The organism is Aquincola tertiaricarbonis (assembly GCF_023573145.1).
In the GTDB taxonomy this organism is placed as follows: domain Bacteria; phylum Pseudomonadota; class Gammaproteobacteria; order Burkholderiales; family Burkholderiaceae_C; genus Aquincola; species Aquincola tertiaricarbonis_B.
The window spans coordinates 2,776,979-2,791,865 of sequence record NZ_CP097636.1 but is presented as its reverse complement, the minus strand read 5'-3'; the positions used below and the strand labels follow the sequence as shown (position 1 = coordinate 2,791,865).

Annotated in this window: 13 protein-coding genes; 12 read left to right on the top strand and 1 reads right to left on the bottom strand. The window is 68.7% G+C overall.

Features of this window, described 5'->3' with window-relative positions; translation table 11 throughout:
• The first annotated feature begins 27 nt into the window (after positions 1-27).
• The 12 genes from MW290_RS27195 to nagZ all read left to right on the top strand — a co-directional run bounded on the left by MW290_RS27195 (position 28) and on the right by nagZ (position 11,589).
• The gene (locus MW290_RS27195; RefSeq protein ID WP_259373483.1) at positions 28-732 is read left to right on the top strand and encodes a sigma-E factor negative regulatory protein; all 705 of its coding nucleotides are present in this window, start codon (positions 28-30) and stop codon (positions 730-732) included.
• 8 nt (positions 733-740) lie between these two features.
• Positions 741-1,763 (top strand): MucB/RseB family sigma factor regulatory protein, encoded by a 1,023-nt coding sequence (locus MW290_RS27190; RefSeq protein ID WP_250197484.1) that lies wholly within the window; start codon positions 741-743, stop codon positions 1,761-1,763.
• A 34-nt stretch (positions 1,764-1,797) separates the two neighbouring features.
• Positions 1,798-3,252: a DegQ family serine endoprotease gene (locus MW290_RS27185; RefSeq protein ID WP_250197483.1), complete on the top strand. Its 1,455-nt coding sequence runs from the start codon at positions 1,798-1,800 to the stop codon at positions 3,250-3,252.
• A gap of 466 nt (positions 3,253-3,718) precedes the next feature.
• Complete coding sequence (gene lepA / locus MW290_RS27180; protein WP_250200113.1) at positions 3,719-5,527, top strand: translation elongation factor 4; 1,809 nt, start codon at positions 3,719-3,721, stop codon at positions 5,525-5,527.
• Entirely contained in the window at positions 5,527-6,492 is a 966-nt protein-coding gene (gene lepB, locus MW290_RS27175) for a signal peptidase I (RefSeq protein WP_250197482.1), read from the top strand. Before lepA ends, lepB begins: the two co-directional genes overlap by 1 nt.
• Positions 6,493-6,494: 2 nt before the next feature.
• On the top strand, positions 6,495-6,863 hold the full coding sequence (locus MW290_RS27170; RefSeq protein ID WP_250197481.1) for a DUF4845 domain-containing protein: 369 nt from the start codon (positions 6,495-6,497) through the stop codon (positions 6,861-6,863).
• A 10-nt stretch (positions 6,864-6,873) separates the two neighbouring features.
• Complete coding sequence (gene rnc / locus MW290_RS27165; protein ID WP_250197480.1) at positions 6,874-7,581, top strand: ribonuclease III; 708 nt, start codon at positions 6,874-6,876, stop codon at positions 7,579-7,581.
• Between the two features lie 9 nt (positions 7,582-7,590).
• Complete coding sequence (gene era / locus MW290_RS27160) at positions 7,591-8,538, top strand: GTPase Era (protein ID WP_250197479.1); 948 nt, start codon at positions 7,591-7,593, stop codon at positions 8,536-8,538.
• Positions 8,539-8,554: 16 nt separating this feature from the next.
• Complete coding sequence (gene recO / locus MW290_RS27155; RefSeq protein WP_250197478.1) at positions 8,555-9,319, top strand: DNA repair protein RecO; 765 nt, start codon at positions 8,555-8,557, stop codon at positions 9,317-9,319.
• Complete coding sequence (locus MW290_RS27150; protein WP_250197477.1) at positions 9,316-10,104, top strand: pyridoxine 5'-phosphate synthase; 789 nt, start codon at positions 9,316-9,318, stop codon at positions 10,102-10,104. The genes recO and MW290_RS27150 overlap by 4 nt, the downstream gene beginning before the upstream one ends.
• Positions 10,101-10,499: a holo-ACP synthase gene (gene acpS / locus MW290_RS27145; protein WP_250197476.1), complete on the top strand. Its 399-nt coding sequence runs from the start codon at positions 10,101-10,103 to the stop codon at positions 10,497-10,499. Before MW290_RS27150 ends, acpS begins: the two co-directional genes overlap by 4 nt.
• 31 nt (positions 10,500-10,530) lie before the next feature.
• On the top strand, positions 10,531-11,589 hold the full coding sequence (gene nagZ, locus MW290_RS27140) for a beta-N-acetylhexosaminidase (RefSeq protein WP_250197475.1): 1,059 nt from the start codon (positions 10,531-10,533) through the stop codon (positions 11,587-11,589).
• A gap of 54 nt (positions 11,590-11,643) precedes the next feature.
• On the opposite strand, the gene MW290_RS27135 is transcribed toward nagZ, so the two are convergent.
• Entirely contained in the window at positions 11,644-14,757 is a 3,114-nt protein-coding gene (locus MW290_RS27135) for an Rne/Rng family ribonuclease (protein WP_250197474.1), read from the bottom strand.
• Positions 14,758-14,887 lie beyond the last annotated feature (130 nt).

Here is a 14,887-nt window from a genome sequence, read left to right as displayed (position 1 = left end):
CCCCACGACAGCACACTGGAGTCGGAAATGGTGGATCGGCTGGATCAACAGACACGTCGGCAGGCGTTGTCGGATTTGATGGACGGCGCCGCGGATGACGGCGCGGTGGCGCGCGCCTGCGCCGCGTGGCGAGAGGATGGCCAGTCGCGGGCCGACTGGTACGCGTACCACCTGATCGGTGACGTGCTGCGCTCCGAGGACCTGGCCCACCGCCCGCAGCGCGACGAAGCCTTCCTGGCGGCGTTGCGCACCCGTCTGGCGGCGGAGCCCGTGGTCCTCGCACCGCAGCAGGCGCCGCAGATCGAACTGCCGCAGCCGCTGGCGGCGCCGCGCCGGGCGGCCAACGGCGGTCCCGCGGGCCGGGCCGGCACCGGCCGCCGCAGCTTCTGGCGCCGCGCCTGGGCCGCGCCCACGGCGGTGGCCGCCGGTTTCATGGCCGTGGCCGGCGTGCTGGTGGTCACTCGCGTGGCGGAGGTGCCGGGCACTGCGCCGGGTGGCGCTGTGATCGCGGGTGCGCCGGCCACGGCCGGCATCCAGCCGGTGGTGGCCACGCTGCCGCCTGCGCAGGCGACGGCCGTGCCGGTGTCGGTGCCGGTGGCCAACGGCCGCCTCATCCGTGATGCCCGGCTGGACCGGTACCTGGCGGCGCACAAGCAGTACGGAAGCAGTTCGGTGCTGGCGATGCCGGCGGTGTCGGTGCGCGTCGCGGCACCGGCCGGATCTGAGCGCTGAGCGTGTCCGTGGTTCGCCGTCGAGTCGTCAACTCCGCTCTCGTCCTGCTGACCACCGCGGCCGGCGGCTCCGCCTGGGCGGCCGCCGCAACGGCCAGCGCACCCACGGCGCCGGCCACCGATGCCCGTGCCTGGCTGGCCCGCATCCACGGCGCCGCCAGCCAGCGCAACTACCAGGGCACCATGGTGGTTACTGCCGGCGGTGCCGTCACCAGCTCGCGCATCGCGCACTACTGCGAAGGGCCGCACACCTACGAGCGCATCGACGGCCTGGACGGCGAGCGCCGCCAGGTGCTGCGCCACAACGAGGTGGTGCAGACGCTGTGGCCGGGCAGCCGCCTGGCTTCGGTGGAGCAGCGCGACCCGCTGGCGCCGTTCCCTTCGCTGCTGAAGTCCAGCGAAGAACAGATCTTCGACCGCTACGAACTGGTGCCGGAGGGCGATGACCGCATCGCCGGCCACGACACCGCGGTGTTCCTGCTGCGCCCGCGCGACACGGAGCGCTTTGCGCAGCGGCTGTGGGCCGACAAGGCCACCGGCCTGCTGCTGCGAACCGATGTGATCGGCGGCGATGGCCGCGTGCTGGAAAGCGCCGCCTTCACCGACGTGACCATCGGCGTCAAGCCGCAGCCCGACGCGGTGCTGAAGGCGATGAAGATGCTGGACGGCTACCGTGTGCTCAAGCCGGTGCTGACGCCGGCCAGGCTGGAAGCCGAAGGCTGGCAGCTCAAGAGCCCGGTCAAGGGCTTCCGGCAGATCCGTTGCGTCAAGCGCTCGCTGGACGCGGCCAGCCCGAACGACCAGGCCGCCGGCCCGGCCGACATGCTGCAGGCGGTGTACTCCGACGGCCTCACCCATGTGTCGGTATTCATCGAGCCCTACAGTGCGGAGCGGCACCGCCAGGCCGTCGAAACCTCGATCGGCGCCACCCACACGCTGATGGAGCGTCATGGCGACTGGTGGGTCACCGCGATGGGCGACGTGCCGCTGGCCACGCTCAAGAAGTTCGGCAAGGCGCTGGAGCGCCGTTGAACCGCAGACCAAGACAACGAGTTCGGGAGTCTTCATGGGATTGAACATTGCCGTCCGCAGGCCTGACTGGCGTGCGGCTGTTGCGGCGGGCCTGTGTGCGCTGTCGCTGGCGGGTGTGCCCGCCGTCGGCCAGGCGCAGGCGCGGGAGCTGCCCGACTTCACCGAACTGGCCGAGCGCATGAGCCCGACCGTGGTGAACATCCGCACCACCGAGCGGGTGCGCAGCGCCCAGGGCGGCGGCGAGATGGACGACCAGATGCGCGAGTTCTTCCGGCGCTTCGGCATCCCGCTGCCCAACACGCCGCGCCGCAACGGCCCGCCCACCGCGCCCGATGAAGAATCCGCACCGCAGCAGCGTGGCGTGGGCTCGGGCTTCATCCTGAGCGCCGACGGCTTCGTGATGACCAATGCCCACGTGGTGGAAGGCGCCGACGAGGTCATCGTCACGCTGACCGACCAGCGCGAGTTCAAGGCCAAGATCATCGGCTCCGACAAGCGCACCGACGTGGCCGTGGTCAAGATCGACGGCACCGGCTTTCCCTTCGTCAAGACCGGCGACGTGAACAAGCTGAAGGTGGGCGAATGGGTGATGGCCATCGGCTCGCCCTTCGGCCTCGAGAACACCGTGACCGCCGGCATCGTCAGCGCCAAGCAGCGCGACACCGGCGACTACCTGCCGCTGATCCAGACCGACGTCGCGATCAACCCCGGCAACTCGGGCGGCCCGCTGCTCAATCTGCGCGGTGAGGTGGTGGGCATCAACTCGCAGATCTACAGCCGCTCGGGCATGTTCGCCGGCATCTCCTTCGCCATTCCCATCGACGAAGCGATGCGCGTGGCCGACCAGCTGCGCGCCACCGGCCGCGTGGTGCGGGGCCGCATTGGCGTGACCATCGCGCCCGTCACCAAGGACGTGGCCGAGTCCATCGGTCTGGGCAAGCCGGCCGGCGCGCTGGTGCAGGGCGTGGAAGAGGGCGGCCCGGCGCAGAAGGCCGGCATCGAGGCGGGCGACATCATCACCAAGGTGGACGGCCGCACCGTCGACAAGTCCGGCGACCTGCCGCGCATCATCGGCAACACCAAGCCAGGCGCCAAGGCGACGCTGCAGGTGTACCGCCGCGGCGCCACGCGCGACCTGGCGGTGACCGTGGCCGAGCTGGAGCCTGATCAGGCGCGCCGCGTGGCCAAGGCCGAGTCGCCGGCTTCGGCGCCGAAGACGGCCATCGGCCTGACGGTGTCCGACCTGACCGAGGCGCAGCGCAAGGAGTTGAAGGTGCGTGGCGGCGTGCGGGTGGAGCTGGCCGAAGGTGCCGCGGCCCGGGCCGGCTTGCGTGAAGGCGATGTCATCCTGTCGGTGGACAACGTCGAGGTGGTGGACGCCAGGCAGTTCAATGCCGCGGTAGCCAAGCTCGACCGCACCAAGCCGGTCAGCGTGCTGGTGCGCCGTGGCGAGTGGACGAACTACGCAGTGATCCGGCCGAGCAAATGAACCCGACATCCGACGGCGGCGGCGGGGCTTTCCGGGATGCGGAAAAACCCCGGCGCCGGCAGGTTGGACACGGGCATCCGGCAGTTAGTACTCGCTGACTTTCACCCCGCAAAGCGGCCGGGATTGCTGCCCGCGACAGCTACAATGCATTGTTGTTGAGCCGCTTTGGCGGCCGTTCCGCGCACAAGTCCAAGGTTCCCGTTCTGTCCCCAGAACATCCACAGCCACCTGTGGATAAGCTGTGTACAGAATTGCGCTGTTGGCGACCTGCAACGAAGAAATCCAGCAACGGCGCGGTTTCCAGCCAAGTCCTTTTGGCTACAATGAAGGCCCAACAAGCAGTTGCCATACGTTTTGTTGGAAGGCGCGTCTCCTCTTTGGACGTGCCTTTTTTTTATGTGCGGCTCGGCGCCCGGCGCCCGCACGGCAGGCCTTTGCCGTGACAGCAGCAGCCAACTTCGTGTCCATGGACCACATCCGCAATTTCTCCATCATTGCCCACATCGACCACGGCAAGAGCACGCTGGCCGACCGCATCATCCAGCGCTGTGGGGGGCTGAGCGACCGCGAGATGGAAGCGCAGGTGCTCGACTCGATGGACATCGAGCGCGAGCGGGGCATCACCATCAAGGCGCAGACCGCCGCATTGCAGTACAAGGCCCGCGACGGCCGTGTGTACAACCTCAACCTGATCGACACGCCGGGGCACGTCGACTTCTCGTATGAAGTCAGCCGTTCGCTGTCCGCCTGCGAAGGCGCGCTGCTGGTGGTCGATGCATCCCAGGGCGTCGAAGCGCAGACGGTGGCCAACTGCTACACCGCGCTCGACCTGGGCGTGGAGGTGGTGCCGGTCCTCAACAAGATGGACCTGCCGTCGGCCGACCCCGACAACGCCAAGGCCGAGATCGAGGACGTGATCGGCATCGACGCGACCGACGCCATTCCCTGCTCGGCCAAGACCGGCATGGGCATCGACGAGATCCTCGAAGCCGTCATCACCCGCATGCCTGCGCCCAAGGGCAATCCGGAAGGTCCGCCGCGGGCGATGATCGTCGACGCCTGGTTCGACAACTACGTGGGCGTGGTGATGCTGGTGCGCGTGGTCGACGGGCAGATCCGCAAGGGCGAGCGCATCCGGCTGATGGCCACCAACACTGTCTACCCGATCGAGCACCTGGGCGTGTTCACGCCCAAGAGCGAGAACCGCGAGGCGCTGAACGCCGGCGAGGTGGGCTTCGTGATCTGCGGCATCAAGGAGCTGGCCGCGGCCAAGGTGGGCGACACCGTCACCTTGGAAAAGAAGCTGCCCAACAACGCCGGCCCGGCCACCGAGGCACTGCCCGGCTTCAAGGAAATCCAGCCGCAGGTGTTCGCGGGCCTGTACCCCACTGAAGCCAGCGAGTACGACCAGCTGCGCGACGCGCTCGAGAAGCTCAAGCTCAACGACAGCTCGCTGCGCTTCGAGCCCGAGGTGTCGCAGGCGCTGGGCTTCGGCTTCCGCTGCGGCTTCCTGGGCCTGCTGCACATGGAGATCGTGCAGGAGCGCCTGGAGCGTGAGTTCGACCAGGACCTGGTGACCACCGCGCCCAGCGTGATCTACGAGGTGGAGCTGAACGACGGCACCGTGCTGCAGGTGGAAAACCCCAGCAAGATGCCCGACCCCGGCCGCATCCGCGAGATCCGCGAGCCCATCGTCACCGTGCACCTGTACATGCCGCAGGACTACGTGGGCGTGGTGATGACGCTGGCCAACCAGAAGCGCGGCGTGCAGCTGAACATGGCCTACCACGGCAAGCAGGTGATGCTCACCTACGAGATCCCGCTGGCCGAGATCGTGCTGGACTTCTTCGACAAGCTCAAGAGCGTGTCGCGGGGCTATGCCTCGATGGACTACGAGTTCAAGGAGTACCGCGCCGCCGACGTGGTGAAGGTGGACATCCTGATCAACGGCGACAAGGTCGACCCGCTGGCCATGATCGTGCACCGTTCGCAAAGCCAGTACCGTGGCCGCGCCGTGGCCGCCAAGATGCGCGAGCAGATCCCGCGGCAGATGTACGACGTGGCCATCCAGGCGGCCATCGGCGCCAACATCATCGCGCGCGAGAACATCAAGGCGCTGCGTAAAAACGTGCTGGCAAAATGCTACGGCGGGGACATCACCCGCAAGCGCAAGCTGCTCGAAAAACAAAAGGCCGGCAAGAAGCGCATGAAGCAGATCGGCTCCGTCGAGGTGCCGCAGGAAGCGTTTCTGGCCATCCTACAAGTGGACGATTGATGGGACCTCTGACCGGTTTGTTGTACGGCCTGCTCGCGATTTACCTCGGGGGCTGGTTCCTCGGGTTCTGGGTGGGCAACTTTGCGCTGCTGCTGTTCGTGCTGACGGTGGTGACGCTGGCTTATTGGCTGGCCGAGCGCCTGCGCTTCCAGCCGGCCCGCGCCGCGGCCGCCGCCGCGCTGACGGAGCAGGCTGCCGAGCGCAGCGCCGAGCTGCAGCGCTCGGGCATCGACAAGCACGACGTCGACGTGACCGAAGCCCGCCGCAAGCTGCTGATGCAGCCCTGGTGGCTGGACTGGACCGCGGGCCTGTTCCCGGTGATCCTGGCGGTGTTCCTGCTGCGCTCGTTCCTGTTCGAGCCCTTCAAGATCCCGTCGGGCTCGATGATCCCGACGCTGCTGGTGGGCGACCTGATCCTGGTGAACAAGTACCACTACGGCATCCGGCTGCCGGTGATCAACAAGAAGATCATCCCGCTGAACGAGCCGCAGCGGGGCGACGTGGTGGTGTTCCGCTACCCGGTGGACCCGCGCGTGGACTACATCAAGCGCGTGGTGGGCGTGCCCGGTGACGAGGTGGCCTACATCAACAAGCGCCTGACCATCAATGGCCAGCCGGTGCCGGTGACGCCGCTGCCCGACTTCTACGACGAGGACAGCCGCCGCTACGCGCAGCACTTCTCCGAGAAGCTGGGCAACGTGGAACACCAGATCCTGAACGACAAGGACCGGCCGGCCTTCATCCCGGGTTCACACGCCTTCCCGTACAGCGACCAGTGCAGCTATACCGCCGAAGGCGTCACCTGCAAGGTGCCGGCGGGGCACTACTTCATGATGGGCGACAACCGCGACAACTCGCAGGACTCGCGCTACTGGGGTTTCGTGCCGGATGAGAACATCGTCGGCCGCGCCTTCTTCGTGTGGATGAACTTCGGGAACCTCGGGCGCATCGGCGCATTCCACTGACCATGTCGACGATCGCACACCACCGCACCCGCCAGCGTGGCATCACGCTGATCGGCCTGCTGTTCTGGGCCATCGTGATCGGCTTCGGCGCGCTGATCGTCATGCGCGTGTTCCCGACCGTCAACGAGTACCTGACGATCAAGCGGGCCGTGAACAAGATCGTCGACAGCGGCGCCACCACCGTGCCCGAGTTGCGCGCCGCGTTCGACAAGCAAAAGGAGATCGAGTATTCGATCTCCACCATCAGTGGCAAGGACCTCGACATCACCAAGGAGAACGAGCGCATCGTGATCCGGTTTGCGTATGACAAGCAGATCGAACTGGTGGCGCCGGTGTACCTGCTGATCAAGTACGAGGGCCGCTCGAACTGAGGACCGCCTTATGGTCGATGCACGTTTCGACGCGCTGCAGCAGCGCCTGGGATACCGCTTCACGCAGCAGAAGCTGCTGGGCCGCGCGCTGACGCACCGCAGCGCCGGTGCCGACCACAACGAACGGCTGGAATTCCTGGGCGACGCGGTGCTCAGCACCGCGGTCTCGGCCATGCTGTACGAGCGTTTCGGCGACTCGGACGAAGGCGACCTGACCCGCGTGCGGGCCCACCTGGTGCGCGAAGAAAGCCTGCACCGCGTGGCGCTGGCCCTGGGCCTGCCCGAGGTGATCCGCCTGTCCGACGGTGAAGCCCGCGGCGGCGGCGCCCAACGCGCCTCCATCCTGGCCGATGCGCTGGAAGCGGTGATCGGCGCCACCTTCCTGGACGGCGGCTTCGAACCGGCGCAGGCCCTGGTGCGGCGCCTTTTCGGCGACGTGATCGCCAATACCGAGATCGACAGCTGGAGCAAGGACGCCAAGACCGAACTCCAGGAATGGCTGCAGGCGCGCAAGCTGCCGGTGCCGGCCTACCGCATCGTGGCCACCCGCGGCCAGGCGCATGCCCAGACCTTCGAGGTCGAATGCGGCGTGCCCGCGCTCGGCCTGGTGGAGCAGGGCGAGGGCAAGTCACGCCGCACCGCCGAGCAGGAGGCGGCCCGCCGCATGCTCGAGGCCCTGAAGGCGTCCGACCGCCCCGGCGGCCCGCTCCGATCCTAGAAAGACATGATGAACGACACCGCTGCAACGCCTGAAGGCGCATCCGAAGGCGAGGGCGGCGAACACGGCGAGCCCTCCGGTCAACGCTGTGGCCTGGTGGCCATCGTCGGCCGCCCCAACGTGGGCAAGAGCACGCTGATGAACGCGCTGGTGGGCCAGAAGGTGAGCATCACCTCCAAAAAAGCCCAGACCACCCGGCACCGCATCACCGGCATCCGCACGCTGGAGGAGGCGCAGTTCGTCTTCGTCGACACGCCCGGCTTTCAAACCCGCCACAGCACCGCGCTGAACCGCACGCTCAACCGCACGGTGCAGGGCGTGCTGGCCGACGTGGACGTGGTGCTGTTCGTGGTGGAGGCCGGCCGCTTCGGCCTGGACGACGCCAAGGTGCTGGCGCTGCTGCCCGAGAACAAGCCGGTGCTGCTGGTGGCCAACAAGCTGGACGCGGTGACCCGCCGCGCCGAGATGATGCCCTGGCTCAAGAGCATGCAGGAGCGGCGCAACTTCGCCGAGTTCGTGCCGATGAGCGCGCAGAAGATGCCCGAGGTGGAGCGCCTGCTGGGCATCGTGCGGCCCTACCTGCCCGAGCAGCCCTGGTTCTACGAAGAAGACGCGCTCACCGACCGCACCGACCGCTTCCTGGCCGCCGAGCTGATCCGCGAGAAGCTCTTCCGCCTCACCGGTGACGAGCTGCCCTATACCTCCACCGTCGTGATCGACAAGTTCGAGGAAGAGGGCCACCTTCGCCGCATCGCCGCCACCATCATCGTGGAGCGGGACGCGCACAAGGGCATGATCATCGGCGACGGCGGTGAACGCCTGAAGCGCATCGGCAGCGAGGCCCGCCAGGAGCTGGAGCGGCTGATGGACTGCAAGGTGTTCCTGGAGCTGTGGGTGAAGGTGCGGTCCGGCTGGGCCGACAGCGAAGAGCACCTGCGTTCCTACGGCTACGAGTGAGCCCAGCAGTCCCCGCTTGAAGACCCACGCCGCCTACGTCCTGCACCAGTACGACTGGAGCGAGTCCAGCCTCATCATCGACCTGTTCACCCGCGATCTCGGGCGGGTGGTGGTGGCGGCCAAGGGCGCCAAGCGGCCCTATTCGCAGCTGCGGCCGGTGCTGCTGCCCTTCCAGCGGCTCAACGTCGGCCTGGGCAAGCCGCCCAAGCACGAAGAGGCGTCGGACATCCAGAACCTGCGCGGCGCCGAATGGGCCGGGCCGGCGGCGGTGCTGCGCGGCCATGCGCTGTTCAGCGGCTTCTACCTCAACGAATTGCTGCTCAAGCTGCTGGCGCGCCACGACCCGCACCCGCGCCTCTTCGATGCCTATGCCCAGACGCTGGCCGCGGTGGCCGGGCCCGACGACCAGCGCGCGCAGGCGGCGCTGCGCGCCTTCGAGCTGACGCTGCTGCAGCAGATCGGTCTGCTGCCCGACCTGGCGCTGGTAAGCCACACGCAGGAAACGGTGGACCCGGCGGCGCGCTATGCGCTGCAGCCGGAGGCCGGCGTGCTCGAGGCGCCCGATGGTCCGTTTGCCGGCGGCCACCTCATCGGCCTGCAGGCTGCGCTGGAGCATGGCAGCCTGCCCGCGCTGCAGCAGGCCTGCGCGGTGCCGCTGGGCCCGCTGCGCGGGGCGCTGCGGGCGCTGCTTCACTATCATCTGGGCACACCGCAACTACGCACGCGCCAGGTGATGCTCGATGTGCAGAAGCTCGTCGACAGTGCCCGCGCCCCACGATGAACCCGCTGATCGCATCCGAGGCCGCTGGCCGGCTGGCGCCCACCGCCTTGTCGGTGAACCTCAACAAGGTGGCGCTGCTGCGCAACACCCGCCACCTGGGCATTCCCAGCGTCACCCGGGCGGCCGGCATCGTGCTGCAGGCCGGGGCCAACGGCATCACCGTGCACCCGCGGCCCGACGAGCGCCACATCCGCGGCAGCGACGTGCATGAGCTGGCCGAGCTGCTGCGCCGCGACTGGCCGCACATCGAATACAACATCGAAGGCAATCCCTTCCACAACCTGATGGACTTCGTGCGGGTGGTGCGGCCTGCGCAGGCCACCTTCGTGCCCGATGCCGAAGGCCAGTTCACCTCCGACCATGGCTGGCAGCTGCCCGCCGACATCGAGCGGCTGGCGCCTGTGATCGCCGAGACCAAGGCGCTGGGCGTGCGCGTGAGCCTGTTCATGGACCCCATCCCCGAGGCCATGAAGCTGGCCCGCGAGGTGGGCGCCGACCGCGTGGAGCTGTACACCGAGACCTATGCCAGCGCCTGGGGCACGCCGCGCCAGGCCGAGGTGCTGGCCGGCTTCACCGCCGCTGCCGAAGCGGCGCTGGCCGCCGGCCTGGGCGTGAACGCGGGCCACGACCTCAACCGCGACAACCTGGCCGACTTCCTGCGCGCCGTGCCCGGCGTGCAGGAGGTGTCCATCGGCCATGCGCTCATCGCCGATGCGCTGGAGCTGGGCTACACCGCCACCATCCGCGACTACCAGCGCTGCATCGCCGCAGCCTACCCCGGGTGATCTACGGCATCGGCACCGACATCTGCGACGTGCGGCGCATCGCGCGCACGCTCGACCGCAAGAGCCAGCGCTTTGCCGAGAAGGTGCTGGGCCCGCATGAGATCGAGGTGTTCCGCGCCCGCTTCGCCAAGGTGGAAGCGCGCGGCATCAGCTATCTGGCCACGCGCTTCTCGGCCAAGGAGGCGTTCTCCAAGGCCATCGGCATGGGCATGCGCATGCCGATGACCTGGCGCGCCTGCGAGGTGGTCAAGGCCGCCAGCGGCAAGCCCGAGATCCGCCTGCACGGCGAGCTGGCCACCTGGTTCGCGGCGCGCGGCCTGCGCGCGCATGTGTCCATCACCGACGAGACCGACTACGCCGCCGCCTTTGTGGTGGTGGAACGCGCCGAGGGCTGAACACCCGTGCCGGCTGGCCGACAATGGCCGGATGCACAGCCCTCAAACCCATGCGCCCGTCATCCTCGACGTGGCCGGCACCGAACTCAACGCCGACGACCGCCGCCGCCTGCAGCATCCGCTGACCGGTGGCCTGATCTTCTTCGGCCGCAACTGGCAAAACCGCCACCAGCTCACCGCCATGGCCGCCGAGGCCAAGTCCCTCCGGCCCGACCTGCTGATCGCGGTGGACCATGAAGGCGGCCGCGTGCAGCGCTTTCGCACCGATGGCTTCACCCACCTGCCGCCGATGCGCGCGCTGGGCGAGCTGTGGATGCAGGACGCGATGCGTGCCACCGACGCCGCCACCGCCTGCGGCTATGTGCTGGGCAGCGAACTGCGCGCCTGCGGTGTGGACCTGAGCTTCACCCCGGTGCTGGACCTGGACCATGGCCAGAGCGCCGTCATCGGCGACCGCGCCTTCCACCGCGACCCGCGCGTGGTGGCGCTGCTGGCCAAGAGCCTGATGCACGGCCTGCTGCGCGCCGGCATGGCCAACTGCGGCAAGCACTTTCCGGCGCACGGGTATGCGAAGGCCGATTCGCACCATGCCAACGCGGTGGACAAGCGCTCGCTCAAGGCCATCCTGGCCGACGACGCCAAGCCCTACGACTGGCTGTCCACCAGCCTGAGCAGCGTGATGCCGGCGCACGTCACCTTTCCGAAGGTGGACAGCCAGCCGGCGGGCTTCTCGCGCCGCTGGCTGCAGGACATCCTGCGCGGCCAGCTGGGCTTCCAGGGCGCCATCTGCTGCGACGACCTGAGCATGGAAGGCGCGCGCGTGGCGGGCAGTGCGCTGGAAGGCGGCATCGCCGCGCTGAATGCCGGCTGCGACCTGCTGCTGCTGTGCAACCAGAGCATCGTGGACGGCGGCGCGCCGGTGGACGACCTGCTGGACGGCCTGCTGAAGGCCCAGGAACAGGGCCGCTGGGAGCCTGATGCCGCCAGCGACGACCGCCGCCTGGCGCTGCTGGCACAGACCGCGCCCATCCCCTGGGACGAGTTGATGCACTGGCCCGACTACCTGCATGCGATCACGCGGCTGCCCTGAGCTGACGCAGGCCTGAAATGAACAACGCGCCTTTCGGCGCGTTGTGTTTTTCTATCAGGCGTCGAAGGGCATCTTCATCTGCCCGAGGTCCTTGCGCGTTTCCACCAGCGTCAGCTTGCCTTCGTCGATGACGACCACCGGCTTGGGCTCACGCGGCACGTGCACCGGCTTCGGCTCACGCGCCATGGCTTCCTTGGCGGCCCGCACCTTGTCGGCGTCGGAGTTCACCCACTCCAGGCCGGCGGACTGCGCCAGCTCGGCCAGGCTGGCCATCGGCAGCGTGTAGGCCGCAGGGGCCGGCGTGGCTGCCACAGCGGCGGGCGCCGGGGCTTCCTCAGCGACCACCGGTGCGGCGACCGGCGCGGTGGCGGCGGCCACCGGCAGCGTCTCGCCATCGGCGGCGGGCAGGTAGGCCATCACCGGGGCGGCTGCGGGCGCGGGAGCCGGTGCCTCGGTCTCGACGCTGTCGGCCGGCTGCACGCCAGCGCTGATGGGCAGCGGCGGCTCGGCGGCGACGCCGGCTTCCAGCGTCTCGTCGCGATCTTCGCGGCGGTTGCGCTCACCACGGCCACGGCGGCGGCGGCCTTCACCGGCCGGGGCATCGGCGCTGGCCGGGTCGGCGGTGGCGACGTCGCCCACCACGTCGGCGGCAGCCACCACCACCGGCTCACCGGTCGCTTCGGCCGGCACCACGGCGCCTTCGGCCGGCACCACGGCGACTTTGGCTTCGGCAGCCTGCACGCCTTCCGGCAGCTCGGCACCTTCTTCACGGCCACGGCCACCACGGCGGCGGCGGCGACGGCGGCCGTCACGCTCGGCGTTGTCGCCCTCGGCGCCATCGGCCGGCTGGCTGTCGACGAAAGCCGGTTGCGCCGCCTGCACGTCGGCAGCCTCGGCGGGAGCCAGGCTCACGTCACGCTCGGGGCGCGGGCCGCGGCGGCCCTCACCACGTTCACCACGCTCACCACGCTCACTGCGTTCGCCACGCGGCGGGCGGGCGGCGCCTTCCACGGCTTCACCGGCGGCAAAGGCCTGCACGGTTTCGGCGCTGCGCGGTGCATCACCCTCGGCCCGCTCACGGCGGCCCTGACGGCCCTCGCGGCGTTCGCCATTGCGGCCTTCGCGGTTGTCGCCACGGCCTTCGGCACTGCGGTCGGCACGGTCTTCACCGCGGCCGCCACGGCCGTTGGCGTCGGCCGTGCGGCCTTCTGCCGGCTTGCCATCGCGGCGCTCACCACGCTCACCACGCTCGCCGCGGTTGCCGCCGCGCTCGTTGCGGTCACCGCGTTCGCCACGCTCACCACGGCCACCGCGGCGGCCGTCACGGCCTTCGCGCTTGTCGCCCGCAGGCGTGGGCGTGGCCGGTGCTGCCACCGGCGCGGCCACCGGGGCCGGCGCAGGCGCCGCTTCCGGGATGCCGAACAGCTTCTTGAGGAAGCCGAAGAAGCCGCCGCTGGCCGGGGCCGGCGCAGGTACGGGCACCGGGGCCGGGGCGGGCACGGGTGCGGCCACCACCGGCGCGGGCGCCGGGGCGGGCTTGGGCGGCGAGATGGGGGCGGGGGTCTCGGGCAGGATGCCCTTGATCACCGGCTCCTGCTTGGCCTTCTTCTCGTTGGCGTCGCGGCGGCGGGTGATGCCGACCTCGTCGTCCGGCTCCTCGACCATCGTGTAGCTGGCCTGCAGGCCCTCCAGGCGCGGGTCGTCGTGGCGCAGGCGCTCCAGCCGGTAGTTGGGCGTGTCCAGGTGCTTGTTGGGCACCAGCAGCACGGTGATGCGCTGCTTCAGCTCGATCTTGGTGATCTCGGTGCGCTTCTCGTTGAGCAGGAAGCTGGTCACCTCCACCGGCACCTGCACATGCACGGCGGCGGTGTTTTCCTTCATCGACTCTTCCTGCACCATGCGCAGGATCTGCAGCGCGGAGCTTTCGGTGTCGCGGATGTGGCCGGTGCCGTTGCAGCGCGGGCAGGTGATGTGGCTGCCTTCGCTCAGCGCGGGGCGCAGGCGCTGGCGGCTAAGTTCCAGCAGACCGAACTTGCTGATGGCGCTGAGCTGCACCCGGGCGCGGTCGAAGCGCAGCGCGTCACGCAGGCGCGTCTCCACCTCGCGGCGGTTCTTGCTCTCCTCCATGTCGATGAAGTCGACCACGATCAGGCCGCCCAGGTCGCGCAGCCGCATCTGGCGGGCGATTTCATCGGCCGCTTCCAGGTTGGTGCGGGTGGCGGTTTCCTCGATGTCGCTGCCGCGGGTGGCGCGGGCCGAGTTGACGTCGATGGACACCAGCGCTTCGGTGTGGTCGATCACGATGGCGCCGCCCGAGGGCAGGTTCACCGTGCGGCTGAAGGCCGTCTCGATCTGGTGCTCGATCTGGAAGCGGCTGAACAGCGGCGCGTCGTCACGGTAGCGCTTCACGCGATTGGCCGTCTCCGGCATCACGTGGTTCATGAACTGCTGCGCCTGATCGTAGATGTCGTCGGTGTCGATCAGGATCTCGCCGATGTCGGCGGTGAAGTAGTCGCGGATCGCGCGGATCACCAGCGACGACTCCTGGTAGATCAGGAACGCGCCTTTGCCCGCCTGTGCCGCGCCGTCGATGGCGGTCCACAGCTTGAGCATGTAGTTCAGGTCCCACTGCAGCTCGGCGGCGGAGCGGCCGATGCCCGCGGTGCGGGCGATCAGGCTCATGCCCTTGGGGTATTCCAGCTGCTCGAGGTTTTCCTTCAGCTCTTCGCGGTCTTCCCCCTCGATGCGGCGGCTGACGCCACCGCCGCGCGGGTTGTTGGGCATCAGCACCAGGTAGCGGCCGGCCAGCGAAATGAAGGTGGTGAGTGCGGCGCCCTTGTTGCCGCGCTCTTCCTTTTCCACCTGGACCAGCAGTTCCTGGCCTTCCTTGATGACCTCGTTGATGCGGGCGTTCTTGACGTCCGCGCCTTCCTTGAAATACGAGCGGGAGATTTCCTTGAACGGCAGAAAACCGTGGCGATCCTCGCCGTAATCGACGAAGCAGGCTTCCAGCGAAGGCTCGACGCGGGTGACGACGGCCTTGTAGATATTGCCTTTGCGCTGTTCGCGCCCTTCCAGTTCTGTTTCGAAGTCGAGCAGTTTCTGCCCGTCGACGATCGCCAGACGCCGCTCTTCCGGCTGCGTGGCGTTGATCAGCATGCGCTTCATGTGCACTCCAAACGTGACACGTCCCCTTCCGCGAGGAAGGCGACTCACCGATGCACGAGCACTCGTTTGGAACCGGAAGGAATCGCCCTGGACTGCGGTGGTGATCGCGATGCGATCAGCGGTGCAGCGT

Bases quoted from the DNA above. Each gene is read 5' to 3' on its own strand.
- MW290_RS27135 (WP_250197474.1), bottom strand. From the start codon at position 14,757: ATGAAGCGCATGCTGATCAACGCCACGCAGCCGGAAGAGCGGCGTCTG.
- era (WP_250197479.1), top strand. From the start codon at position 7,591: ATGAACGACACCGCTGCAACGCCTGAAGGCGCATCCGAAGGCGAGGGC.
- nagZ (WP_250197475.1), top strand. From the start codon at position 10,531: ATGCACAGCCCTCAAACCCATGCGCCCGTCATCCTCGACGTGGCCGGC.
- MW290_RS27150 (WP_250197477.1), top strand. From the start codon at position 9,316: ATGAACCCGCTGATCGCATCCGAGGCCGCTGGCCGGCTGGCGCCCACC.
- MW290_RS27185 (WP_250197483.1), top strand. From the start codon at position 1,798: ATGGGATTGAACATTGCCGTCCGCAGGCCTGACTGGCGTGCGGCTGTT.
- MW290_RS27195 (WP_259373483.1), top strand. From the start codon at position 28: ATGGTGGATCGGCTGGATCAACAGACACGTCGGCAGGCGTTGTCGGAT.
- MW290_RS27170 (WP_250197481.1), top strand. From the start codon at position 6,495: ATGTCGACGATCGCACACCACCGCACCCGCCAGCGTGGCATCACGCTG.
- rnc (WP_250197480.1), top strand. From the start codon at position 6,874: ATGGTCGATGCACGTTTCGACGCGCTGCAGCAGCGCCTGGGATACCGC.
- lepA (WP_250200113.1), top strand. From the start codon at position 3,719: ATGGACCACATCCGCAATTTCTCCATCATTGCCCACATCGACCACGGC.
- lepB (WP_250197482.1), top strand. From the start codon at position 5,527: ATGGGACCTCTGACCGGTTTGTTGTACGGCCTGCTCGCGATTTACCTC.